At 44.1% G+C, this 22612-nt stretch carries 26 protein-coding genes; 13 read left to right on the top strand and 13 right to left on the bottom strand.

Going from position 1 to position 22612, the window contains the following annotated elements:
* Positions 1-981 (bottom strand): tripartite tricarboxylate transporter substrate binding protein, encoded by a 981-nt coding sequence (locus ICN38_RS07115; RefSeq protein ID WP_216256385.1) that lies wholly within the window; start codon positions 979-981, stop codon positions 1-3.
* Between the two features lie 23 nt (positions 982-1004).
* Entirely contained in the window at positions 1005-1949 is a 945-nt protein-coding gene (locus ICN38_RS07110; RefSeq protein ID WP_216256384.1) for a hydroxymethylglutaryl-CoA lyase, read from the bottom strand.
* Between the two features lie 145 nt (positions 1950-2094).
* Between ICN38_RS07110 and ICN38_RS07105 the strand changes: the two genes are divergently transcribed.
* Positions 2095-2688 carry a urate hydroxylase PuuD gene (locus tag ICN38_RS07105; protein WP_216256383.1) on the top strand — a complete coding sequence of 198 codons (594 nt, stop codon included), beginning with the start codon at positions 2095-2097 and terminating at the stop codon, positions 2686-2688.
* Between the two features lie 78 nt (positions 2689-2766).
* On the opposite strand, the gene ICN38_RS07100 is transcribed toward ICN38_RS07105, so the two are convergent.
* Together ICN38_RS07100 and ICN38_RS07095 are read right to left on the bottom strand one after the other, a co-directional pair.
* Positions 2767-3933, bottom strand: coding sequence for an NAD(P)/FAD-dependent oxidoreductase (locus ICN38_RS07100; RefSeq protein ID WP_216256382.1), 1167 nt, complete (start codon positions 3931-3933; stop codon positions 2767-2769).
* Between the two features lie 38 nt (positions 3934-3971).
* Positions 3972-4139, bottom strand: a complete 168-nt coding sequence (locus tag ICN38_RS07095; RefSeq protein WP_216256381.1) for a rubredoxin — start codon at positions 4137-4139, stop codon at positions 3972-3974.
* A gap of 242 nt (positions 4140-4381) precedes the next feature.
* Between ICN38_RS07095 and ICN38_RS07090 the strand changes: the two genes are divergently transcribed.
* Both ICN38_RS07090 and ICN38_RS07085 read left to right on the top strand, forming a co-directional pair.
* On the top strand, positions 4382-5317 hold the full coding sequence (locus tag ICN38_RS07090; protein WP_216256380.1) for a hydrogen peroxide-inducible genes activator: 936 nt from the start codon (positions 4382-4384) through the stop codon (positions 5315-5317).
* Between the two features lie 75 nt (positions 5318-5392).
* Positions 5393-6493 carry an alkene reductase gene (locus ICN38_RS07085; RefSeq protein WP_216256379.1) on the top strand — a complete coding sequence of 367 codons (1101 nt, stop codon included), beginning with the start codon at positions 5393-5395 and terminating at the stop codon, positions 6491-6493.
* A 57-nt stretch (positions 6494-6550) separates the two neighbouring features.
* Here ICN38_RS07085 and ICN38_RS07080 read toward each other — a convergent pair whose 3' ends face one another.
* From ICN38_RS07080 to ICN38_RS07060, 5 genes are all read right to left on the bottom strand, one after another.
* Entirely contained in the window at positions 6551-6727 is a 177-nt protein-coding gene (locus ICN38_RS07080) for a hypothetical protein (protein ID WP_216256378.1), read from the bottom strand.
* Positions 6728-6739: 12 nt separating this feature from the next.
* Entirely contained in the window at positions 6740-7282 is a 543-nt protein-coding gene (locus ICN38_RS07075) for a cytochrome b (RefSeq protein WP_216256377.1), read from the bottom strand.
* A 120-nt stretch (positions 7283-7402) separates the two neighbouring features.
* Positions 7403-7594: a hypothetical protein gene (locus ICN38_RS07070; protein WP_216256376.1), complete on the bottom strand. Its 192-nt coding sequence runs from the start codon at positions 7592-7594 to the stop codon at positions 7403-7405.
* 9 nt (positions 7595-7603) lie between these two features.
* The gene (locus tag ICN38_RS07065) at positions 7604-8347 is read right to left on the bottom strand and encodes a hypothetical protein (protein WP_370624376.1); all 744 of its coding nucleotides are present in this window, start codon (positions 8345-8347) and stop codon (positions 7604-7606) included.
* Positions 8348-8398: 51 nt separating this feature from the next.
* Positions 8399-9544: an L-lactate dehydrogenase gene (locus ICN38_RS07060; RefSeq protein ID WP_216256375.1), complete on the bottom strand. Its 1146-nt coding sequence runs from the start codon at positions 9542-9544 to the stop codon at positions 8399-8401.
* A 133-nt stretch (positions 9545-9677) separates the two neighbouring features.
* Here ICN38_RS07060 and ICN38_RS07055 point away from each other — a divergent pair, with 133 nt between their 5' ends.
* The 7 genes from ICN38_RS07055 to ICN38_RS07025 all read left to right on the top strand — a co-directional run bounded on the left by ICN38_RS07055 (position 9678) and on the right by ICN38_RS07025 (position 16812).
* Positions 9678-10592 carry a DMT family transporter gene (locus tag ICN38_RS07055; protein WP_216256374.1) on the top strand — a complete coding sequence of 305 codons (915 nt, stop codon included), beginning with the start codon at positions 9678-9680 and terminating at the stop codon, positions 10590-10592.
* A 78-nt stretch (positions 10593-10670) separates the two neighbouring features.
* Positions 10671-12083 carry an FAD-dependent tricarballylate dehydrogenase TcuA gene (tcuA, locus tag ICN38_RS07050; RefSeq protein ID WP_216256373.1) on the top strand — a complete coding sequence of 471 codons (1413 nt, stop codon included), beginning with the start codon at positions 10671-10673 and terminating at the stop codon, positions 12081-12083.
* Positions 12070-13215, top strand: coding sequence for a tricarballylate utilization 4Fe-4S protein TcuB (tcuB, locus tag ICN38_RS07045; protein ID WP_216256372.1), 1146 nt, complete (start codon positions 12070-12072; stop codon positions 13213-13215). The genes tcuA and tcuB overlap by 14 nt, the downstream gene beginning before the upstream one ends.
* Positions 13216-13267: 52 nt before the next feature.
* Positions 13268-14197 (top strand): fumarylacetoacetate hydrolase family protein, encoded by a 930-nt coding sequence (locus ICN38_RS07040; RefSeq protein WP_216256371.1) that lies wholly within the window; start codon positions 13268-13270, stop codon positions 14195-14197.
* Entirely contained in the window at positions 14194-15144 is a 951-nt protein-coding gene (locus ICN38_RS07035; protein ID WP_216256370.1) for a tripartite tricarboxylate transporter substrate binding protein, read from the top strand. The genes ICN38_RS07040 and ICN38_RS07035 overlap by 4 nt, the downstream gene beginning before the upstream one ends.
* A gap of 54 nt (positions 15145-15198) precedes the next feature.
* Entirely contained in the window at positions 15199-16347 is a 1149-nt protein-coding gene (locus ICN38_RS07030; RefSeq protein ID WP_216256369.1) for an aminotransferase class V-fold PLP-dependent enzyme, read from the top strand.
* Between the two features lie 195 nt (positions 16348-16542).
* The gene (locus ICN38_RS07025; protein ID WP_216256368.1) at positions 16543-16812 is read left to right on the top strand and encodes a protein tyrosine phosphatase; all 270 of its coding nucleotides are present in this window, start codon (positions 16543-16545) and stop codon (positions 16810-16812) included.
* A gap of 19 nt (positions 16813-16831) precedes the next feature.
* Here ICN38_RS07025 and ICN38_RS07020 read toward each other — a convergent pair whose 3' ends face one another.
* The 4 genes from ICN38_RS07020 to ICN38_RS07005 form a co-directional block, all read right to left on the bottom strand.
* Positions 16832-17809 carry a DMT family transporter gene (locus ICN38_RS07020; RefSeq protein WP_216256367.1) on the bottom strand — a complete coding sequence of 326 codons (978 nt, stop codon included), beginning with the start codon at positions 17807-17809 and terminating at the stop codon, positions 16832-16834.
* 5 nt (positions 17810-17814) lie between these two features.
* Positions 17815-18699 (bottom strand): NAD(P)H-hydrate dehydratase, encoded by an 885-nt coding sequence (locus ICN38_RS07015; RefSeq protein WP_216256366.1) that lies wholly within the window; start codon positions 18697-18699, stop codon positions 17815-17817.
* Positions 18700-18724: 25 nt separating this feature from the next.
* Positions 18725-19462 carry an ABC transporter substrate-binding protein gene (locus ICN38_RS07010; protein WP_216256365.1) on the bottom strand — a complete coding sequence of 246 codons (738 nt, stop codon included), beginning with the start codon at positions 19460-19462 and terminating at the stop codon, positions 18725-18727.
* A gap of 118 nt (positions 19463-19580) precedes the next feature.
* Positions 19581-19784, bottom strand: a complete 204-nt coding sequence (locus ICN38_RS07005) for a hypothetical protein (RefSeq protein WP_216256364.1) — start codon at positions 19782-19784, stop codon at positions 19581-19583.
* A 195-nt stretch (positions 19785-19979) separates the two neighbouring features.
* On the opposite strand from ICN38_RS07005, the gene ICN38_RS07000 reads away from it, so the two are divergent.
* The 3 genes from ICN38_RS07000 to ICN38_RS06990 are packed head-to-tail and all read left to right on the top strand — an operon-like array spanning position 19980 to position 22601.
* Entirely contained in the window at positions 19980-20840 is an 861-nt protein-coding gene (locus ICN38_RS07000; RefSeq protein WP_216256363.1) for an LOG family protein, read from the top strand.
* A 30-nt stretch (positions 20841-20870) separates the two neighbouring features.
* On the top strand, positions 20871-21380 hold the full coding sequence (locus ICN38_RS06995) for an ion channel (protein WP_216256362.1): 510 nt from the start codon (positions 20871-20873) through the stop codon (positions 21378-21380).
* Positions 21381-21383: 3 nt separating this feature from the next.
* On the top strand, positions 21384-22601 hold the full coding sequence (locus ICN38_RS06990; RefSeq protein WP_216256361.1) for an aminoacetone oxidase family FAD-binding enzyme: 1218 nt from the start codon (positions 21384-21386) through the stop codon (positions 22599-22601).
* Positions 22602-22612 lie beyond the last annotated feature (11 nt).

The raw sequence follows: 22612 nt of genomic DNA, 5'->3' as shown, positions 1-22612 counted from the left end.
TTACTCGGCTGTAATTTTTCTATCAGAAATAATCTTGCCCCAGGTGGCAGATTGACTGGCAATATATTTAGCGAGATCTTCACGGCTACTAGGGTTTGGAGTTAAGCCATGCTCGGCTAATTGCTTGTTCGTTGCTTTGTCATTTAGCACGGCTACTAAGGCTTTATTCCACTTTTCAACTATGACATCGGGTGTTTTTCCAGGCGCAACAAAGGCATACCAATTCACAGCATCAAATCCTGGATAACCAGATTCTGCGATCGTCGGAACGTTTGGCAGTGTAGGTGCACGCTTTAAGCCAGTCGTTGCAATCGGAATAAGCTTGCCATTCTTGATGTAAGGATCAGCGGTAGCCAAAGCGGAGTAATAGGACGAGACCCGTCCCCCAAGGAGATCAACCATAGCAGGACTACCACCTTTATAAGGAACGTGGATAGTATCAATATCAGCGCGTACGTTTAAGAGTTCGCCTTGAAGGTGAGAAGCAGAACCGCTGCCTGTAGAAGCAAAGGTTATCTTGCCAGGATTTTTCTTGGCCATAGCAACATATTCTTTGAAATTCTTAACGCCTAATTCTGGGATAACTACCAAAACATTAGGGAAGGTAACGCCCATCGTGATGGGTGCTAAATCCTTTTGAGGATCATATGGAAGTTTCATCAGATGTGGCGCAATTGAAAGCGGTCCAATAGAGCCAAATAAAATAACCGATCCATCAGGAGTCGCATTGGCTGTATAAGCATGCGCGATATTGCCACCCGCTCCAGGCTTGTTATCAACAATGACGTTTTGCCCAAGATCTTCGCTAAGCTTTTTTGCAATAAGGCGGGCAGCGCTATCGGCTGAGCCGCCAGGAGCAAAGCCAACCACGATCGTAATCGTTTTCTTTGGCGGAAATTCCTGAGCATGAGCATATGGAAGGCATCCTAAGATAGCCAGGCTAAATACAACAAACGCTTTATACAGATGATTTAATCGCATATGGATATCTCGAGCTTTAAATTTTATGGTTGGCAAGGTGCTGTGTGTAGTTTATCTACTTTTCCAGCCATTAATAGCTGACTTGGGAGCGGGCGGCCGATTAAGGATTGCAGGTCTTTAGAGCAGGCTAAAAGGGCGTCAATATCGATTTGAGTATCAAAGCCCATGAGATCAAACATATGCACCATTTCTTCGGTACAGATATTACCGGTTGCTCCAGGGGCGTATGGACAGCCTCCTAAGCCACCGAGTGAGGAGTCAAAGCGATCTATTCCACTATTGACTGCGGCTAGAGCATTGGCCAGACCCATCCCTCTTGTATTGTGAAAATGGAGAGTCCACTGTAAATGTGGGTACTTCGATTGAGCAGCCTCACAGACAGCCTGAACTTGAGCGGGATTCGCCATACCAGTAGTATCGCAAATGGTGATCCCTCTAACGCCCACTGCTGCAAAACGATCAATCCAGTTCATCAGATCATCAAGTGAAATGATGCCTGACATGGGGCATCCAAAGCTAGTCGATAAGGAGATATTAGTGGGGATTTTATTAGCGTGCGCTAAATCAATCACTGAGCTTAGGGCAATAAAAGAATCTTCACGAGCCATTTTGAGGTTAGCTTTATTGTGTACTTCGCTCACAGACATGACTAAATTAAATTCATCTACGCCAACACTAATGGCACGCTCAGCACCTTTGAGGTTTGGAATGAGTACGGTGTATTCGACACCCGGTACTCGCTCAATACCTTTCATGACCGCTTCAGCATCAGCGAGCATCGGAATTGCCTTAGGACTAGTAAAAGAGCTCACTTCAATCTTGGCATAACCGGCGCGGCTTAAGCGATTAATCAGAGCAATCTTTTCTTCCGTTGGAATAAAGCTGTTTTCTGCTTGAAAGCCATCCCGTGTCACTACCTCTTGAATGTAGAGTCTTTTGCGAGCTATTGAAGCTGAGTCAATTGTCATAATGCCTCGTATTGAGTGCCTATTTATGCCCCAAATTGGGCTTTGTACCTATTTTAAGTAAGAAATCCATTTTTACCTCAGATCATACAAAGTTAGCGGAATCGTTTATAGTTACTCCGAATTCTTATATAAAGGAGATCCTTTCATGGCTTCAATTTTTACTTCATTAGGGCGCACAGTATTTGCTGGTTTTGTGCTCCTCTTCATCATTATCTTGGCTTTTGGCAATAACTTTGCTTCCGCTGAATTGCCTTTCATTTTCCGTTGGTTACACGTGATGTGCGGTGTGATGTGGATTGGTTTGCTTTGGTACTTTAACTTTGTACAAATTCCATCGATGCCAAAAATCCCTGACGAGCAAAAACCAGCAATCAGTAAGGTAATTGCCCCTGCTGCTTTATTTTGGTTTCGTTATGCGGCCTTGTTTACCGTGTTGACAGGTTTGATTGTGGCTGCATTGAGCGGTTACTTGCACCAAGCCTTTACATTGCAAGCGCCATTCCGCGCAATTGGTTTAGGTATGTGGATTGCTCTCATTATGGCTTTCAACGTTTGGTTCATTATTTGGCCAAACCAAAAGCGTGCCTTAGGCATTGTGACTGTTGAAGCTGATGTAAAAGCTAAATCTGCACGTGTAGCGATGTTGACTTCTCGTTTGAACACATTACTTTCAGTGCCAATGTTGTTCTTGATGAGTGCTCAATCCCACAACACATCTTGGTTTGTGATCGTTTCATAAATCGCCAAGCAGAGTCATTCTCTGATCGTAAAAAGGCCCGTTTATAGCGGGCCTTTTTGTTATACGGCAGCGGAGGATTTATCCCAGTAGGGGAGGCAACTCTTTCGTAAGTGCAGCACGCAGTGCGGTAGCAGATCCCATGAGGGCAAAGCCCAGTAATTTGCCATCAGGAGATTCAAAGCGTGATTCAACGCTGCCGTTAACCATAGTCGTTTTCCAGTTCCCAGAAGCGCCTTTAGCCGGCGGAGAGACCACAGTAGGTAATGCGGGAGTCTTGACCATCACAGGCATTGCCGGATAGTTCACGGCTGTAGTCTGGCCAATTAAGGTCGGAGCTAGAGCTCTAGCAGCTTGCATGATTGGCATGACGTAGGGAAGCACTAAGCCATCTACTTCAGCGCAATCACCAATTGCGAAGATATTTTTTTGACTGGTCTCGAGTTCACGATTGACCACAATTCCTACGTTAGTTCGTATGCCAGCAGATTTTGCTAAATCTAATCTTGGTTTTAAACCTACCGCTGATAGCACTGCATCACTTATCAAGCGAGTACCATTAGCAAGGGTAATTTCAAGGGCATCATTATTGCGGTCGATGCTTTGCAGGGTAGTAGCAAAGTGCCAGCGAACGCCAATAGCACTCAATTTTTCTTGAAGCACAGTTGCTGCCTCTGGGGGCAACAAGCGTCCTAGGACTTGAGGTGATAAATCTATGACATCTACTTCATATCCACCCGCGACTAGATCATTTGCAAACTCACAACCAATTAATCCGGCGCCGATAATAGCCACTCTTTTTTTGCCGTCAATGAGTTGGCGAAATTTGGCGTAATCCTCTAGGCCATTCACAGTAATGACTTCATTAGCCGCGTCACCTTGCAGCGGCAAGCGGATTTGGTCGGCACCCAATGCAAGAACTAATTTGCCGTAAGAAAATGAGCCTTGGTTAGTGCTAATACTTTGCCCATTTGTATCAATTGTATTTACTTCTGTATGCGACAGAATAGAAATTTCTAGTTGAGTAGCCATGCCTTCTTGCGGCGTGGATATCAATTGCGCAGCATCCTTTTTGTTGGCGAGGGCAGTAGAAAGCATGGGTTTAGAGTAAAAGTAACCAGGCTCCTTGGTGATGAGGGTAATGGGTATTGCCTTATCCAATTTTCGAATTTCACGAATCACGGTGTATCCAGCCAAGCCACTACCAATGATGGTGATGGATTGGGATACTGCTGTTTTTTGATCCAAAGCTGGGCTCCCTAGTAAGGCCTTATAAGATGAATTGTTTAGCCTACCTGAACCATTTCAAAATCAGATTTTGCAACTCCACAATCTGGACACTCCCAACTTTCCGGGATATCAGCCCAGAGTGTTCCAGGGGCGATACCATCTTCAGGCAAGCCTTTTGATTCATCATAAATAAATCCACATACGATACATTGCCAAGTTTTCATGGTATTTCCTTAAAAGATACTCAATTTTAAATTTAATTGCGCTTTACTGCTCACTGAGCCGCAAATGCCTTTGCTATCTTTTCTAAGTGAGCTAATTTTTTTCCGCTTTAATCAATAGCGAAAAGATCTTTTAGCCAAGTCTTAATGCTCGCTTAATTATTGAGATGAGTGTGACATATTCATTTATCAGTCCAATGAATAGTAATGATATTATTAATCAAATAAATCGATCAAGAGAGCCTATGGCCTACTTACCATCCTTAAGGCAGTTAAGTTACTTGGTGGCCCTCGCTAAGGAGCTTAATTTCACTCGCGCAGCCGAAACTTGCTTTGTGGGGCAATCGACTTTGAGCGCTGGATTAAAAGAGCTAGAAGAAAGTCTTGGGGTTCAACTGTTTGAACGCGATCGTCAAAATGTCTCCATTACTCCTGCGGGTCTCGAGGTATTGGGGCGCGCTAAGACCATTTTGGCAGCCTCTGAAGATTTAGTTCAGCGTTCTGAATCCCTTGGAAAGCCGATGTCGGCAACGATTCGCTTGGGAGTCATTCCAACTATTGCACCATTTCTATTGCCTTTAGTGATGCCCAAGATTCGCAAGCGTTTTCCGGATTTGAAAATTACCTTGCGAGAGGATTTAACCGCAAACCTCTTATCAAGACTTGCTGATCATCAATTAGACTTTGCTTTAATTGCTTTACCTTATGAGCTAGGTAATTTACTCGTCAAAGAATTATTCAATGATGAGTTTTACTTGGTTGCTAAAAGTAATGATCCAGCTTTGAAGGCAAAAGAAATTACATTGCCGATTAAGATGGCTGATCGTTTATTGCTGCTGGAGGAAGGACATTGCATACGAGAACACAGTATGCAGGCCTGTAAAAAATCTGACATTCGCAATGCTGATGGTTATGAGGCTACCAGCTTATTGACTCTCATTCAGATGGTAGAGTCTGGCTTGGGCATAGCGCTCTTACCTGAGATGGCAATTAAGGGCGGCTTACTTAATAATTCTGATTTAGTATCTCGTCCGCTGGCTGCACCTGCCCCTAAAAGGGTGATAGCTTTGGTTGCTAGAGCATCTACTGCACATCAAGAAGAATTTTTAGCACTCTCTAGCTGCATTGAAGAATGTTCAGGCGATAGCTCGTCGATAAAGCATGCACACCAGCTTTCCTAGGCCCACCTTATACTTTCCCCTAAAGCTTGTTACAGTCACGTATTCAAATCATTATCAGTAAATAGAAAGAACCACATGTCCGGCAAAGAAATTATGTTTACCCCCATCAACCTTGGCGCAATTCAATTGAAAAATCGCTTAGTGATGGCACCTCTTACTAGGATGCGAGCAGTTACTGGGCATGTACCCAATCCTTTAGCGAAAACCTACTATGCTCAGCGTGCGAGCGCTGGACTCATTATTACTGAAGCAACTCAAATTTCACCAATTGGCATGGGCTATCCTGCCACTCCTGGTATTTACACGGCTGAGCAGACCTCAGCGTGGAAAGAAATTGTTGAGGCTGTTCATGCCAAGGGTGGATCTATTGTTTCGCAGTTGTGGCATGTTGGACGCATCTCCCATTCATCATTGCACCCTGAGCATGGTGCTCCAGAGGCTCCGTCTGCAATTCCTCCTGCCGGACAAACCTATGGAGCCGATTGGCAGCTCTATGATTACGAGGTACCCAAAGCGATGAGCATTGAAGATATTGCTCGCTTACTCAAGGAGTATGAATTAGCTGCTCAAAATGCTAAAGCAGCTGGCTTTGATGGGGTTGAGATTCATGCAGCAAATGGTTATTTACTGGACCAATTTTTACAAGATAAAACCAATCAACGTCAGGATCAATACGGCGGCTCGATAGAGAATCGCTTGCGCATCTTGGGAGAAGTGATTGAGGCTGTTGCAAAAGTGTTTCCTAGTGATCGTATTGGCCTTCGTCTTTCTCCATATGGCACCTTCAATGATATTAGCGACAGTGATCCAGTAGCTTTGTTCAATGCTGTGATTAAAAAATTGAATGGCTATAACTTAGCGTATTTGCATATGATTGAACCGCGTTCTACTAGTGCGGGTGGCGGCGATCAAGTCTTTGAAGATGCACCGATAACCTCAGAAATATTCCGCGCTGCTTATCAAGGTAAATTTATGACTGCTGGAGGTTATGATCAAGCAATGGGGGAGAAGGTATTAGAAGATGGCTTAGCCGATGCAGTCGCTTACGGACGTTTATATATCTCTAATCCAGATTTGGCTGAGCGGTTTCAACAAAATGCTGCGCTCAATCCGTATGACCGAGCGAGCTTTTATGGTGGTCAAGAAGTTGGATATATAGATTACCCAACCCTATAAGAATCTATTTCTGCATATTGCAGAACCTAAGGCCTCTTTCTTAAGTGAGTAGAGGCCTTATTTTTTATCCTCTGGATCCTTCAGAAGGTCGTAATGATTTGCGATGAGAAGTAAGGCAATTGATACGCAACCCATTGCAAAGAACTGCCATTGATGCAGCATAGCGGTTCCAACAACGGTCATTAATATGGTCCAGCCAATAGCCATCTTCGCTTTTTTAGAGAGCGGTTTCATTCTGAGCAATCCTTAAGCTTGCGCTTTAATCTTATTTAACATGCGACGAAGTGTATCGTCTTTCAAGATGTAATGTTGCCATAAGCCAGCCAAAGCATGTATTCCAATTAAGAAATACAGCGAGTTTCCTAAGAATTCATGAATTCCTTCTACTGTCTTTTTCATCTCTGGATTAGGCGTAACTAACTGTGGCCATACTAATCCAAAGAAATGAATTTCTTTACCACCATACTGAAAATAAAGTATGCCAAATATGGGTGATATCAATAGTAGTGCGTACATTAGCCAATGCATTGCTCTAGCTAATGATGTGAATAAGGGTTTTGGGTTTATAGGCTTAGGAGCGCCATAAACTAAGCGGATCATCAATCGGATAGCCATCGCTATAAAAATAAGTTGTCCAAATACACCATGAACAGTTTTACAAAGTTCGCGTGGCTCGCTTCCCTTTGGGAATTGCCCTTTTAATTCAATGGCAATGAATGCAGCTATTACCAGGAGAAAAACAAACCAATGCAGGAAGATGGAGGCGGGGTGATAGTGTTTAGTTTGCATATATTTAACAATGATTTAACAATGAGAATGATTATCAAATATAAATGATAATCATTCTTATTGTAAATGCAAGCTATGGGGTCAATTCAGCCCCAAGGCACTCAAAAGCGGGGGTAAGCCCTAATTATTGAGTCTAACTTTGGCGCTAAGCTCGTTCGCAGCCCCTCTTTTATCAATTTGCGAGAGTCGGAGCGCTTCTACCTCAAAGTCTGCCTGTCCTGGATGAAATTCATCATCATTTCGAAGGTCAATGACATAAGTCCAGATGAGTTCACGACCGCGGTTTTTATAAACATCTACTACTCTTTTCATATGTATGGCCTATTTAGTGATGTTTAAAGATGCGGGCAATTGAGATTTTAAAGATTCTTGGAGGGTAATTAAATTCTTAGGTTCAATACGAATCACGCCACCTCTTGGGCTATCAATGTCAGCAATTAAGAAAAAAGAGACTGCAATGACAAAGGGGAAAATGAGAAATAAACCAGTGTTCTTTTTAAAGTTGCGTGCGCCAAAACCAACGATCATATTGGCGCATATAGCCATGCTAGCCATCAGGGCCCAGGCAGTGTTAGGGATGCGATTCCACCATGCAGCTTGAACATATCCTTGAGAATTCAAAACATCATTCATGCCAGATACCACTAAAGCCATTACAGGCGTATGAGTGGAGCGAGCATGTGGAAGAATTTCACTCCATAAAGCATGTTGTAACTCATCTGTCTTTTGCCGAATGTTGACCACTATCTCTGATGGTTGTTTGGTATAAAACAAAATACGTTGATCTAAATATTGACTCAGTAAATCTTTTGTTTTAGCTGCTGAGCTGGCAGGTAAGAAGTCAGCTCTGAGGAACTCGGTACCGATCGCATTGGCTTCTCCTTCTTCTAAAATTTCTCGTTGATCATGACGGTCAATCGCCATCGAGAAAGTAAAGCCAATAATTAAAGCAAGGAGGGTGAGGGTTGCCGTTTGAATAACGCCCAAGTCTTGTGAGGTCTCACTATCTTTTGTACGATAGCGGCTCAGATAAGCATTGCCAAACCAAACCGCGAGCGAAAACACGACAAAAGAAGCCCCAAAGAGGATGATAGGGTGGTTAAGTAAGTATTTAATTTAAAAAGTTCCTGGGTACAAAATGTCAGTCGTTACATTTTGAATATCACGATGACCAACGTGTGCCATCGTGATATCTAATTCATTTTGGATGATATCAAGGCACTTGGTAACACCCGCCTCACCCATGGCACCCAAGCCATAAAGAAAGGGGCGTCCAATCATCGTGCCGCGAGCGCCAAGTGCCCAAGCCTTAAGAACATCTTGACCTGAGCGAATGCCACCATCCATCCAGACTTCTATATCCTTGCCTACTGCGTTTACGATGCCTGGGAGGGCAGCAATGCTAGAAACGGCGCCATCTAACTGACGCCCACCATGGTTAGAGACTATCAAAGCATCGGCACCAGTATTTGCTGCTAGTCGGGCATCTTCTTCATCCAAAATACCTTTGATGATGAGCTTGCCACCCCAGAGTTTTTTAATCCACTCAACATCTGCCCAACTTAAGCCCGGATCAAATTGCTCGGCCGTCCATGACGATAGAGAGGACATGTCGCCAACTCCCGATGCATGACCCACGATATTGCGAAAGGTTCTGCGAGGCGTCATCATCATTCCCATACACCAGCGTGGTTTCGTGGCCATATTGATCATATTGGCGATAGTCAGTTTGGGTGGGGCGGTCAGACCATTCTTTATATCTTTATGGCGTTGCCCTAGAATTTGCAGATCCAGGGTTAGGACGAGCGCAGAACATTTGGCAGCTTTAGCGCGCTCAATCAGGCGTTCAATAAATCCGCGATCCTTCATGACATAGAGCTGAAACCAAAATGGTTTGGTGGTGCGTTCAGCAACATCTTCAATTGAGCAAATACTCATCGTAGACAAGCAAAAGGGCACACCAAATTTTTCTGCGGCAATAGCAGCAAGAATTTCTCCATCAGCATGTTGCATACCGGTCAGCCCAGTTGGCGCCAGTGCAACAGGCATGATGACTTCTTGACCAACCATGGTGGTTTTGGTTGTGCGATTATTCATATCAACAGCAACGCGCTGGCGGAATTTTATTTTTTGAAAATCTGATTCATTGGCACGGTAGGTAGACTCAGTCCAAGAGCCAGAATCAGCATAGTCATAAAACATCTTGGGAGTGCGTTTTTTATGAAGTACTCGTAAGTCTTCAATATTGGTGATGATTGCCACTATGTATCCTTCTATTTATGGAACATGACATTGTTTATGCTCTATCTTAGCAATACGCAGCATTTGTTTCTACAATGCTATGGTATCCCTTGCTTGGGCCCCTTGAACACCGATTTGCCCTTGAATCCCCTAAATGTCCCAGCTTAAGCTCTCGACTGTTTTCTATTTATTGGTAGCTACCGCCTTATGGGCTGGTAACGCTGTTTCTGGACGCGCGCTGGTAGGTAGTGTTTCTCCTATTACTTTAAGCGCCTTGCGTTGGGGGCTGGCAGCCTTGCTTTTGTTGCCTTTTGGATGGCATGTCTTTAAGCCTAGCAGCCCCTTATGGAAAAATAAAGTTCGTTTTTTACTGCTTGGCTTATTTGGGGTGGGAAGCTATAACGTCCTTCTTTACCTTGCACTTCAGACGTCATCAGCCATCAACGTCACATTAATTGGTGCAAGTATGCCCATATGGATGTTATTTATCGGTGCCGTTTTTTATCAAGTGAAGCCTAGCGCTCTGCAGGTTATCGGCGCAGCAGTCTCTATGGTGGGTGTATCAGTGGTATTGACTAGAGGTGATCTAAGCGCTTTGATGTCAATGCAGATGGTAGTGGGTGATTTGCTAATCATGCTAGCCACAATCCTTTGGGCTTTTTATAGTTGGATGCTCAGTCGCCCCGGGGCAAGTTCAGAGCGTCAATGGCCTTGGGCTGATTTTTTAATGGCCCAAGTTTTAGTGGGCTTGCTGTGGACAGGTTTTTTTGACAGCTTTGAAATCGCTGCAGGACATGCCTATGTTGATCTCAATCTCTGGACTGGAGCACTTATTTTGTTTGTCGCGATTGGCCCCTCATTGATTGCCTATCGTTGCTGGGGTTTGGGGGTATACGGCGCTGGGCCAACAATGGCTGCCTTTTTTGGTAATTTCATCCCTTTATTCACAGCCCTTTTATCAGCAGCCATTCTGGGAGAACCACCCGGCTTATTTCATGGAGTAGCTTTTGCCTTGATTGCTGCCGGTATATGGGTCTCATCAACAAAAGGCCGAGCTGCTAAGATTTAATGTCTTGATCCTGAACTAGGTAAGGATCGCAAAAAAACAGTACAGTTACTTCTTTTGCTTTCTTGATTTTCACAATATATGGTCGATGTTCTTGTAATTGGTGGTGGTAATGCAGCTCTTTGTGCCGCTTTAATGGCAAGGGAGGCCGGTGCCAGCGTAATGGTGCTTGAAGCTGCTCCCAAAGAATGGCGTGGTGGCAATTCTTCTCATACCCGTAATATTCGCGCAATGCATGATGAGCCTCAGGATGTGATGCTAGAGTCCTATCATGAAGAGGAGTATTGGCAGGATGTTGTCAAGGTCACTAGCGGTATTACCGATGAGAAATTAGCCAGACTCGTTATTCGCTCTTCTGCTAACTGCCGAGGTTGGATGACTCACCATGGCGTGCGCTTTCAGGCACCCTTGTCTGGTACGCTGAATCTTTCGCGTACAAACGCATTTTTCATGGGTGGTGGTAAAGCCTTAATTAATGCTTACTATCGCAGTGCCGAGAAGTTAGGGATTGAGATTCGCTACGAATCTCCTGCCTCATCGATTGAAATTCGTAATGGAGAATTTGTCGCAGCCTATGTTGGTGATGAACGCATTGAAGCAAAGGCTTGCGTATTGGCTGCTGGCGGCTTCGAGTCTAATCGTGAATGGCTCAAAGAGGCTTGGGGTATGAATCAGTATGGCGAATATCCAGCCGATAACTTCTTAATTCGCGGCTCCCGATACAACGAAGGTGTTTTACTGAAGCAACTTATTGCAATGGGAGCTGATTCAGTCAGTGATGCAACTCAGGCTCATATGGTTGCAGTAGATGCACGCGCACCTTTATATGATGGTGGCATTTGTACCCGTATCGATGGCGTTCCGTTTGGTATTGTGGTTAACAAACATGCTCAACGCTTCTCAGATGAAGGTGAGGATTTTTGGCCTAAGCGTTATGCATTTTGGGGCAGACTAGTTGCACATCAGCCCGGCCAGATAGGCTACTGCATTATTGATTCAAAAGTATTGGGCCGTTTTATGCCGCCAGTATTTCCTGGTGAAAAAGCCGATAGCCTAGACGAGATGGCCACCAAGTTGGGTCTCGATTCTAAGGCGCTGCAAGAAACAGTGAAAGCATACAATGCTGCATGTCGAGTAGGTAACTTTAATCATACTATTTTGGATGACTGTCATACCGAAGGCATAGAACCAGAAAAGACCCATTGGGCTTTACCAATTGATACTGGACCTTTCTATGGTTACGCTGTTCGACCTGGCGTGACATTCACCTATTTAGGTTTGAAGACGGATGATACTGCTGCGGTTCGCTTTAATAATGAAGCAAGTAAAAATTTATTTGTTGCCGGAGAAATGATGGCCGGAAATGTTTTAGGTAAGGGATATGCCGCCGGCATTGGTATGACGATTGGTACGGTATTTGGACGCATTGCTGGCACGCAAGCTGCTCAAGCTGCCAAGCAATACGGAGTGGAGTTAGCGCATGCAGCAGCTTAATTCTTTGATTCAAGAGGCTAGCAATTTAGCCAAAGGAACGCCGGAGTCAGAAGCAGACCGCATGCTGCAGATCTGTAACGCCTGTCGCTATTGCGAAGGTTTTTGTGCCGTCTTTCCTGCGATGACCCGTCGTATTGAATTTACGCCCAGCGTAGTGAACTACTTAGCGAATCTTTGCCATAACTGTGGTGCCTGTCTTCATGCTTGCCAATACGCACCCCCCCATGAGTTTGGCGTCAATATTCCGCGTGTGATGGCCCAGCTTCGTAAAGATACCTTCATCACTTATGCGTGGCCTCAGGCCTTTGGTACTCTCTATAAAAGTAATGGCATCACCGTTTCACTAGCGGTATCACTTTCAATTGCATTCTTCTTGATCCTGAGCTCTTTCCTGAACGGATCCTTAGCTTCAGGCCCTCTAGACGCTAACTTTTATGCCGTCTTTTCGCACAATACGCTTGCGTTGATGTTTGGCCTGGTCTTCGGCTTTGCGTTACTTGCAATTGCCATTGGCCTAGTTCATTTTTGGAAAGATATTTCTGCTGGGACGATTTCGGCAAGCGCTGCCTCTGAAGCAACTCATGATGCCCTGACTTTAAAATACCTTGGTGGCGGTCATGGTGAGGGGTGTAATAATGAAGATGACGCCTTTACCCTTTGGCGTAAACGTTTCCACCACATGACTTTTTACGGCTTCATGTTGTGCTTTGCCTCTACTAGTATTGCGACCTTCTATCACTATTTTTTAGATTTACATGCACCTTACGATCTCACGAGTTTGCCAGTGATTTTTGGCACATTGGGTGGAATTGGTTTGTTGCTTGGCCCCGCAGGATTACTCTACCTCAATCTAAAAAGAAATTCTGCGCATGGAGACGCTACACAAAAGCCCATGGATAGAGCATTTATCGTGCTGCTGTTTTTAGTGAGCGCCTCAGGTTTGCTATTACTTGTCTATCGCGATACTAGTGGTATGGCAACTTTACTTGCAGTGCATTTAGGATTTGTGATGGGTTTATTTTTAACGATGCCTTATGGTAAGTTTGGTCATGGTTTTTATAGAATGGTTGCCTTGCTTAAGAATTCAATTGAAAAGCGCCAGAAAAGTAATATGCAACTTGGCACAGAGTAATTTCAGAGTATTAATAAAAAAATAGCAGACAACAACAGAAAGTAGCAGAACCATGAGACTGATTACCTTTACACGCTCGGGCGCAAGCCAGCATGAAATTGGCGCACGTATACCTAACTCCTCAGGCGATCAAGTCTTACCCTTTGCAGATGTCACTAAGAAGCTTGGTATTTCCAATTTTCCAGCGGATATGCGATCTTTTTTGCGCGCTGGTAATGGTGTGATGGAGCAGGCTAAGTCTTGGGTGGCTTCCGTCGAAGATCATTCGGCATTACTCATTAGCGCCAAGAGCATTAGTTTTTTACCTCCGATTACTGACGCTGAAAAGTTTCTTTGCGTTGGAAAAAATTATCGTACGCATCTAGAGGAGCTAAAGCGCACAAATTTGATTAAAGAGATTCCACAGGAACCAACTTCATTTATTAAGCTCAACTCCTGTTTGGTTGGCCATGAAGCCAAAGTAGTGCGCCCTAAGGGGATCACCCATCTTGATTACGAGCCTGAATTGGTATTTGTTATGGGAAAAAGGGCCTTAGGGGCTAAAAAGGCAGACGCACTGAGCTATGTTGCCGGGGTTACCATACTCAATGATTTGACCTGCCGCGATTTGCAATTGCGCGAGGTGGCTTCGGGCTCTCGCTTTTGGACTGCAAAAAATATTCCTGGCTTTGGCCCTTTAGGACCTGAGATCGTAACGATTGATGAAATTCCCAATGTCTATGACTTATGGATGACTTGCTCTGTTAACGGGCAAGAGCGGATGCGCGTCAATACGGCTGATCAAATTTGGAAAATCTCGGATATCTTGGAGCATTTTTCTCGCTTCATTCCCATTGAGGCGGGTGACATGTTTTCTACGGGTGCGCCAGGTGGTGTGGCTGTTGGCAAGGAGAATGCAGAGGAGCTTTACTTAAAGCCCGGTGACGTTGTGGAGTGTGCTATTGATGGCATTTCTGTGCTACGCACTACCATCATAGAATGAAAATCAGTAAGTTACTTCTACGTGGGATCTTGCTCTGTATTGTCTTGCTTGCTCCACAAAGCGCTAGTGCAGCAGATATCTATCCAAGCAAATCGATTAAAGTCATTGTGCCCTTTCCTCCAGGAGGTGGTGCTGATACCTTAATTCGCATCATTGCTCCCATGATCGGCGAGATATGGAAGCAATCATTGGTGATTGAAAATCGTCCGGGAGCAAGCGGTTTCATCGGTGCAGATGTAGTAGCTCAATCTCCTGCGGATGGCTACACCCTATTGATGGGATCAACTGCTGCTGTCACAGAAAAAAACATTGCGCAGTTCGTGCCGGTAGCTTTAGTGTCTGCATCACCTTATGTGGTGACCATTAATCCCTCTCTGAATATTACTTCCATCAAAGCTTTAATTGCTTACGCTAAAGCAAATCCAGGAAAAGTTCGCTATGGTTCATCCGGTCCTGGATCAGCATCCCATTTAGCGGGCGAACTCTTTGCTGCAATGGCAGGGGTCACTTTGTTGCATGTTCCTTACAAGGGAACTGGCCAAGCCTTAACTGATTTATTGGCTGGTCATATTGACTTAATGTTTGCCCCTGCGCAAACCGTGATGCCTCAAATTGAATCTGGCAAGCTCACTGCCTTAGCTCAAACGGGTGCAAAGCGTTCTGAAGCCTTACCTTCTATGCCAACCGTTTCTGAGGCGGGTTTGACTGGCTATAGTGCGGTGGGTTGGTTTGGTTTATTTGCTCCGGCCAATACCCCAAAGCAAGTGGTGCAAAAAATTAACCAAACAGTGATGTTTGTATTGGGTCAGGACAAGATTCGTAAAGCCATGTTGGAGCGGGGGAGTGACCCTGCTTCCGGTAGTGCCGAGGAATTTTCGGCTTTTCTGCGCTTAGATCAAGCCAAATGGGCAAAATTGATCAAAGAAAATAAGGTTGCAGTGCAATAAATACTTAAATCTGTATCATTTAAGGCTTATCACAGAAATTCTTAGGAAATTACCATGCCAGGCTTACTACCAAATGTTGATCCAGATGGATTGTTGGAGTTCTCGGTTGTTTACACCGATCGCTCACTAAATCATATGTCTGAAGAGTTCAAGCGTGTGATGGTTGATATTTCGAGCACCCTCAAAGATGCTTATAACGCTAACTCGGCAGTCATCGTTCCTGGTAGCGGTACTTTTGGTATGGAAGCGGTTGCTCGCCAATTCGCAAATCAGCAGAAGTGTTTGGTTTTGCGTAATGGTTGGTTTAGCTATCGCTGGACACAAATTTTTGATTTAGCCAATATTACGAATGACATAACTGTTCTGAAAGGCAAGCAATTAGAAGACACTACACAAGGTGTTTTTGCTCCTGCTCCTATTGAAGAAGTGGTTGCCTTCATTAAAAAAGAAAAGCCAGCAGTAGTTTTTGCTCCTCATGTTGAAACCTCTGCTGGAATCATTTTGCCGGATGATTATCTCAAGACTGTGGGTCAAGCTGTTCGCTCAGTGAATGGTTTATTTGTTCTCGATTGCATCGCTTCTGGTGCGATCTGGGTTGATATGAAAGCATGCAATGTGGATGTTGTGATTACAGCACCACAAAAGGGTTGGAGTAGTTCACCTTGTTGCGCCTTGATTGCGCTTGGTGATAGAGCTCGTGAGGCTATTGATAGCACTCAAAGTACTAGCTTCTCGATGGATCTAAAAAAATGGCTCCAAATCATGGAGGCCTACGAAAAGGGCGGACATGTGTATCACACCACCATGCCTACTGATGCTTTAAAGATTTTGCGTAATGTCATGAAAGAAACACAGGCGCTAGGTTTTGCTGCATTAAAAGCAAAGCAAATTGAGCTTGGTAACAAGGTGCGTCAATTATTAGTATCCAAGGGATATGACTCTGTCTCTGCTAAAGGCTTTCAAGCCCCAGGTGTAGTAGTGAGTTATACCAAGGATCCAGATATTCAGTCTGGTAAGAAATTTATAGCCTTAGGCTTGCAAACTGCAGCCGGTGTTCCATTGCAATGTGATGAACGGCCAGATTTCCGAACGTTTCGTATTGGCTTGTTTGGCTTAGAAAAACTGGCCAATGTAGATCGTACGGTTGAGAGCCTTGCTAATGCTTTAGAGAAAATCACTGAAGCTGAGGCCATACCAGCTTAAGCTTATTTGACAGCGTATTTAAAAGGCCATCGAAAGATGGCCTTTTTATTTTCGCGCTAGTAGGTTTGGAGTAATCTTGCAGCCCTGTAAAGATAGCGTTTGGAAAATCATTCATAAACAAGCTTCTAGAAAAAAGTATTTAAGTCAATATTTTGAGTATTATCAAATTATCAACAAACATCAATGGAGAATCTCATGATTTCTCGTCTTACACGCTTAAGTCTTGCTTCATTAATCTCTGCTGCCATTGGCTTATCTCCATTGTCAGTAAAAGCTGCAGATCCAGCTCCGGCGCCAGTTGCTGCACCCGCTACCGCTCCAAGCCCAGCACCAGCCGAACAGCCCGTTGTTAAAAAGACTAAGAAATCCAAGAAAGATGCAAAAGCCGAGAAAAAAGCGAAGAAGAAGTCTAAGAAAAAAGCTAAAGCTGCCTCACAGCCGGCTGCAACACCAGCTGCTCAGTAATTAGGTATTAACCCCTTTGTTAATTTAGGGGTTCGGCTCCATCAAAGTCATCAGATTTATTTTTGTCTGACGGCTTTTTGCTTGGTGGGTTATTGTGGACCAATAACCACATTGCGGCAATTACTAGCAACATTCCACCAATTTGCATCCAGGTGATGGGCTCTGATAAAAAGATATACCCCATAAAAACAGTCGAGACCGGGCCCAATATGCCTGCCTGTGCAACTAGGGGTGACCCAATCCGATTAATGGATACCATAATCATCAGCATCGGAATTACGGTGCACAAACTTGCATTGAGTAGGCTTAGCCAATAAATCTGAGGAAGTTGTTCAAGCATTGCAGTAGGGCTATAAATTAGTGATTGAGTAATGCTAAATACAGCCGATGCCGAACTTGCATAAAACACCAAGCGAACGCTACCAATTCGCTTGACCATTTCTCCAGCGCCAATCATATAGACCGCATAGAAGCAAGCGCTAGAGAATACTAGAAGCATTCCTATCCAGGCGCGGATTCCGGTAGAGCTAGCATCTTGAATAAATACAATGATTACCCCAAGATAGCCGACAACTAAGGCATACCATTGCAAGCGAGAAATTGGTTTTTGTAAAACAAAGTATGAAATTAGTAAAACAATCGTTGGCGTGAGATATAAAACAATTCTCTCTAGACCTACAGAGATGTATTGGAGTCCAAGAAAATCGACATAACTTGAAAGAAAATAGCCCAAAAATCCCAAGCCAATTAACTTCCCTCGATCAAGCCAGGTAAGGGGGCTCATTGATCTTTTGCGTGAGTGCCACCAATAGATGGAGTAAAACATCGGAAATGCCATCAACATCCGAAGAGCAATGAGCGTCTCAGCATTGGCGCCATCGGCATAGGCAAACTTAATCAGTACCGCTTTTCCAGAAAATAGCATTGAGCCAATGGCGGCCATGAGAATGCCATAGATGTAACTGCGACGTTGATGCTCTGCACTTGCTGGATGCATAAGATTTATAAAAGCTTATTGAGTAAGCTTCTCATCTCCAGAATCGTTTCTGATGGAGTAAGACCAATAGGACCAACTCCTTTGCTTACTAAGTTATCAGCTGCAAGGGCATGGAGTTGAACGGCGATTCCCGAAGACTCCCAAAGGTTAAGATGATGGCGTACCCCTTGAGCAGCAATTGCCGCAATGCTACCGGTGAGAATATCGCCCATGCCTCCCGTTCCCATGCCGGGATTTCCGTCTTCGCATTGCGCAGTAGGGTATTCAGGGGAAGCAATTAAGGTATGTTGACCTTTTAAGACCACAATCGAACGAGTCAGTTCTACTAATTTCTCAACACAAGCTAGTCTGTTGGATTGAATATCTGCCCCACTGATTTTTAATAATTTTGCTGCTTCACCAGGGTGAGGGGTAATAACAGTAAGGCCCGGAAATTGTTGATTACGATTTTGTAAAGCCTTGAGTAGGTCTTTTGAAGAGGCTATGAGGTTCAGAGCATCTGCATCAATGATTAAGGGAATGCTAGGAATATCAAAAACCTTCTCAAGACTGCGTAGTGCCAATGCTGAATTTCCAAGACCTGGCCCAATTGCAATGACATCAGGTTTAATGTTGTGCAGACCATTCATTGCTTCTAGGTTCGCTAGCCGAATCATGAGCTCTGGATGATCTATGCAAGCATGAGCAGAACTGGGATCTAGCATTTCCAGGATAGTCCAACCTGCACCCAGATGCATACAAGCATTACCCGCTAATAAGAGTGCACCCGCCATTCCAGTTGCACCCCCAATCAACACTACCTTCCCAGCATCTCCCTTATGTTCTGCCGGACTACGTTTCAGGCGGGATGCTATTAAAAGAGCATTGAGCTTAGTTGGTGAATGAATCATCTTTCTGGCGCTCGAGCTTCTTAAGTTAATCAGCTACCTTTGCACCCTGAATATTATGACGCTTCATAGATTCAGCAACGAAGCCAGAGGACTTTAAGTCTGTAATGATGCTACTTAAGTAAGCGGTAGTCTTTTCATATTCAGAGCGTGCTTTGGGGATTCCAATTGCTTGGTTGATCACCATAAAGCGACCGGGTAGCATACGCAAGCCTTGATAGCGTTTAGCATCACTTTCTAATTGCTGCTTTACGCCTGCTGCTACATTACCTTTACCAGCCATAAAATCATCAATGACAGCCTGGGAACTAGCAGCATGTAGGATCGCAGCATTTTTAATTTCACGAGTGAGAAATAAATCATAGGCACTACCTTTACCCACTACGATTTCTACGCTAGAGCGATCAACTTCTTCATTGGTCTTTAATGGTGAGTCTGCTTTCACCATATAAGCGCCTTCGATCTGAATATAAGGGGGCGTATAGCTGACATCTGCTCCACGGACTGGATCTATAGCAACAAAAACCAAATCGATATTGCCTGTCTTGATTGCGTCTACAGTTGCTCCTGCAGATTGAAAAGGAATCAACTCTACTGGGATTCCAGACCGCTTGCCAATTTCATTGGCAATGTCAATGCTGATCCCTTTCGGTTTTTGGGAGACAGCATCAAGGCCAGCTAAAACAGGGTTGCCCAAATTGATACCGACTCTTAGGATGCCAGTTGGCGCAAAGGATTGAATCAATTTTGGATCAATTTTGTTCATAGGCTGGGAAAAGCTTGTTTGTGAAAAAAAGATAAAGAGGAGGCTTAGGGCAATTTTCATAGGGTAATGATATAAAAAAACCGCGGCGAACCGCGGTTTAATTTTCCTTGGATGAGGATTATTTCTTTGCGTCTGCTGCTGGAGCTGCTGTCGGGGCAGTTGGAGCCGCTGCTGGAGCATCTTTTTTGGCTTCTTCAACATGAGTAGCTTCTGCGCCGTGCTTCTCGCCACCCATATCAATGTTGCCGTCGCCTTTAAGGAGTAAATAGGCGGTGGCACCAACTAATACCAGTACCATGATGATGATTGAGCGGTTACTCATTGCTTTTCCTTCGATTTGGTTGAAATTCTTGTAATACTAACCCTTCTTGAGGGCAGCGTAAATCCATACAAGCCCTAGGCTTGCTCTTTTTTGCAAGCTAGGTATTAATACTAGTGTTTCCTTTTGAGTAAGCGAATAGAGAATTTTTTCACCTAAAAGTAATATGAAATTATTGATGACATCAAAGGTTACTGTATGAGCGCGAAGCTCCCAATTAATAATTCTCAGACGATCACAGATTTTTTAAGTCTTAAAAAAAGCCAGATGTCTGAAGAAAGTTCGATAGATTCTTATAAATTTGCCTTTGACGATGAGGCTTTTCTTGCGCGTCCAGAAACCATCGGTATCCGCTTTGAACTGGAGTTGCTCAAGCCAGAAATTCTGCTAAATGAACATGGTATTGATCACACTATCACTGTCTTTGGTTCTACCCGGTTTATCAGTTATGAACACGCCTTAGATATGGAAGCAAAAGCTTCAAGTCCTGAGGCCCTAGAGATTGCTAAGAAAGCAGTACTCCACAGTAAGTATTACGAATCAGCTAGAGAATTTGGTGGCATCGTGGCTCAGTACAACGCGACACAATCAGAGGGCATGAATAAGTTATATATTTGCACAGGTGGTGGCCCTGGAATTATGGAAGCTGCCAATCGCGGTGCTTTTGAGGCAGGTGATGAAACGATTGGTTTTAATATTAGCTTGCCAAGAGAGCAGCATCCGAATCCCTACATTAGCCCTGGCTTAAGTTTCCGGTTTCATTACTTTGCATTGCGCAAGATGCACTTCATGCTCAGGGCAAGGGCAATTGTCGCTTTTCCAGGAGGCTTTGGATCTTTTGACGAGTTATTTGAAGTGCTGACCTTAATGCAGACGAAAAAGGTTGCTCGCTTTCCAGTAATTTTAGTGAGCAAGTCATTTTGGACGGAGATGGTCAATTTCAAGCAAATGATTGAATTTGGGGTGATTGACCAGGCAGATCTGGAAGGGGTACATTTTGTCGAAACCGCCCCAGAGGCATGGGGCATTATTCGCGATTGGTATAGCCTAGCTGAGTAGCCCCTGTAAAATGACCAACAACCTTCGACCATGAATACACAACAAGCCCTCGAAACTTCTCTTGATTTACCGGCCTACCTTTTAGGCGCTTCCATGCTCGTGGTAGTCATGATATTTCATGGTTTTGCGCTACTGCAAATTGCCAAACGCTACGAAGTAAAAACCTTCTTATATCTTTCTGAGAAGAGATATTCATCAGTCGCTATTTGTTTTTATATCAGTGTGTTTGGTTTATTTTTAGCCCATCTCATTGAGATTGTGATCTGGGGGCTGGCTATATATTTATTTCGTTTATTACCGGATCTGGGTGACAGTATTTTGTTTAGTGGAAGCACCTATACGGCCATGGGCTTTATGGAAGACATCCTACCCAGTGGTTGGAAGATGCTGGCAGTGATTATTGCGTTCTCGGGTATGTTTGCTTTTGCCTGGACAGCATCCGTCATGATTACGATGACTAAAAATTTTCGTCAAGCCTATACCAAGCTACACATGGAAAAACTCAAGCTCTCCTCTGAAATCATTGATCGCTTTAATTAATTCATGAGCAAAATATGGGATGCCATCATTATTGGTGGTGGTGCAGCTGGTTTATTCTGTGCAGGCATTGCGGGGCAATTAGGTAAAAAGATTTTAGTGCTGGACCATGCTGAAGTATTGGGAGAGAAGATTCGTATTAGTGGAGGAGGTCGTTGTAATTTCACAAATAAGCATAGTAGTCCCGCCAATTTTCTTTCTTTAAATCCTCATTTTGTCAAAAGTGCATTGGCGCGCTACCCCTCATCAGAATTCATCAAACTCGTTGCATCACATAGGATCGACTATCACGAGAAACATCAGGGACAACTTTTTTGCGATGACTCTGCCAAGCAAATAATTGAGATGCTCATGGCTGAGTGTGTAAAAGGAAAAGTGATCATTCGCCATCCAGTATCTGTGCAGTCTCTAGGACGCGATGGTACAGACTGGCTTGTACAAACGCAGCAAGGGATAGAAAGAGCAAAAGCAGTAGTCATGGCAACTGGTGGATTACCTGTTCCTGCAATTGGGGCTACACCATATTCATTGGATATTGCCAAGCAGCTTGGTTTAAATGTGATTGAACCAAGGCCAGCTTTAGTGCCCTTGTCCTTTACCGCTGAAACCTTTGGGAAGCTCAATGAATTGGCGGGACTTGGCGTTCCCGTCAGAATTGCTGCAGGGTCTAAGGGGCATCGTTATGGGGCTAGCCGATTTAATGAAGATCTACTGCTGACTCATAAGGGTTTATCTGGTCCAGCAGTCTTGCAAGCCAGTAGCTATTGGGTGGAGGGTGAGCCATTGCATATTGATTGGCTTGGGGCCTTAGAACGTCCTGGTGGATTTAATTGCGATGAGCTATTTAATCATGAAGAGAATCGCCTAAAGCTCACAGAAACTATATTAGCTTCTGTCCTACCTCAGCGTTTAGCAAAAATATTTGCCGAGCAAAAAAACTTACTTGGCAAAAAGTGGGCTGAAGTATCAAAAAAAGATCGACATTCTCTAAAAGAATTACTGACGAATTGGTCTGTTAAACCAGCAGGAACCTTAGGATGGAAAAAGGCTGAAGTAATGCTGGGTGGCGTAGATACAAAAGACTTAGATGGTCAAACCATGATGTCACGCAAGCATTCAGGTTTATTCTTCATTGGTGAGTGTGTGGATGTTACTGGCCACTTAGGAGGACACAATTTCCAGTGGGCCTGGGCAAGTGGTTTTGTTTGTGCCCAAGCACTGTAAACCAATATCCA

This window comes from Polynucleobacter sp. AP-Melu-500A-A1 (genome assembly GCF_018882125.1).
Taxonomy (GTDB): Bacteria; Pseudomonadota; Gammaproteobacteria; order Burkholderiales; family Burkholderiaceae; genus Polynucleobacter.
Note: the sequence above shows the minus strand (reverse complement) of the source record. Positions and strands in the feature narration are given on the sequence as shown.

What these genes read in the sequence shown, in the direction of transcription:
- ICN38_RS07115 (WP_216256385.1), bottom strand. Translation starts at nt 981, where the DNA reads ATGCGATTAAATCATCTGTATAAAGCGTTTGTTGTATTTAGCCTGGCT.
- ICN38_RS07110 (WP_216256384.1), bottom strand. Translation starts at nt 1,949, where the DNA reads ATGACAATTGACTCAGCTTCAATAGCTCGCAAAAGACTCTACATTCAA.
- ICN38_RS07105 (WP_216256383.1), top strand. Translation starts at nt 2,095, where the DNA reads ATGGCTTCAATTTTTACTTCATTAGGGCGCACAGTATTTGCTGGTTTT.
- ICN38_RS07095 (WP_216256381.1), bottom strand. Translation starts at nt 4,139, where the DNA reads ATGAAAACTTGGCAATGTATCGTATGTGGATTTATTTATGATGAATCA.
- ICN38_RS07090 (WP_216256380.1), top strand. Translation starts at nt 4,382, where the DNA reads ATGGCCTACTTACCATCCTTAAGGCAGTTAAGTTACTTGGTGGCCCTC.
- ICN38_RS07085 (WP_216256379.1), top strand. Translation starts at nt 5,393, where the DNA reads ATGTCCGGCAAAGAAATTATGTTTACCCCCATCAACCTTGGCGCAATT.
- ICN38_RS07080 (WP_216256378.1), bottom strand. Translation starts at nt 6,727, where the DNA reads ATGAAACCGCTCTCTAAAAAAGCGAAGATGGCTATTGGCTGGACCATA.
- ICN38_RS07075 (WP_216256377.1), bottom strand. Translation starts at nt 7,282, where the DNA reads ATGCAAACTAAACACTATCACCCCGCCTCCATCTTCCTGCATTGGTTT.
- ICN38_RS07070 (WP_216256376.1), bottom strand. Translation starts at nt 7,594, where the DNA reads ATGAAAAGAGTAGTAGATGTTTATAAAAACCGCGGTCGTGAACTCATC.
- ICN38_RS07055 (WP_216256374.1), top strand. Translation starts at nt 9,678, where the DNA reads ATGTCCCAGCTTAAGCTCTCGACTGTTTTCTATTTATTGGTAGCTACC.
- tcuA (WP_216256373.1), top strand. Translation starts at nt 10,671, where the DNA reads ATGGTCGATGTTCTTGTAATTGGTGGTGGTAATGCAGCTCTTTGTGCC.
- tcuB (WP_216256372.1), top strand. Translation starts at nt 12,070, where the DNA reads ATGCAGCAGCTTAATTCTTTGATTCAAGAGGCTAGCAATTTAGCCAAA.
- ICN38_RS07040 (WP_216256371.1), top strand. Translation starts at nt 13,268, where the DNA reads ATGAGACTGATTACCTTTACACGCTCGGGCGCAAGCCAGCATGAAATT.
- ICN38_RS07035 (WP_216256370.1), top strand. Translation starts at nt 14,194, where the DNA reads ATGAAAATCAGTAAGTTACTTCTACGTGGGATCTTGCTCTGTATTGTC.
- ICN38_RS07030 (WP_216256369.1), top strand. Translation starts at nt 15,199, where the DNA reads ATGCCAGGCTTACTACCAAATGTTGATCCAGATGGATTGTTGGAGTTC.
- ICN38_RS07025 (WP_216256368.1), top strand. Translation starts at nt 16,543, where the DNA reads ATGATTTCTCGTCTTACACGCTTAAGTCTTGCTTCATTAATCTCTGCT.
- ICN38_RS07020 (WP_216256367.1), bottom strand. Translation starts at nt 17,809, where the DNA reads ATGCATCCAGCAAGTGCAGAGCATCAACGTCGCAGTTACATCTATGGC.
- ICN38_RS07015 (WP_216256366.1), bottom strand. Translation starts at nt 18,699, where the DNA reads ATGATTCATTCACCAACTAAGCTCAATGCTCTTTTAATAGCATCCCGC.
- ICN38_RS07010 (WP_216256365.1), bottom strand. Translation starts at nt 19,462, where the DNA reads ATGAACAAAATTGATCCAAAATTGATTCAATCCTTTGCGCCAACTGGC.
- ICN38_RS07005 (WP_216256364.1), bottom strand. Translation starts at nt 19,784, where the DNA reads ATGAGTAACCGCTCAATCATCATCATGGTACTGGTATTAGTTGGTGCC.
- ICN38_RS07000 (WP_216256363.1), top strand. Translation starts at nt 19,980, where the DNA reads ATGAGCGCGAAGCTCCCAATTAATAATTCTCAGACGATCACAGATTTT.
- ICN38_RS06995 (WP_216256362.1), top strand. Translation starts at nt 20,871, where the DNA reads ATGAATACACAACAAGCCCTCGAAACTTCTCTTGATTTACCGGCCTAC.
- ICN38_RS06990 (WP_216256361.1), top strand. Translation starts at nt 21,384, where the DNA reads ATGAGCAAAATATGGGATGCCATCATTATTGGTGGTGGTGCAGCTGGT.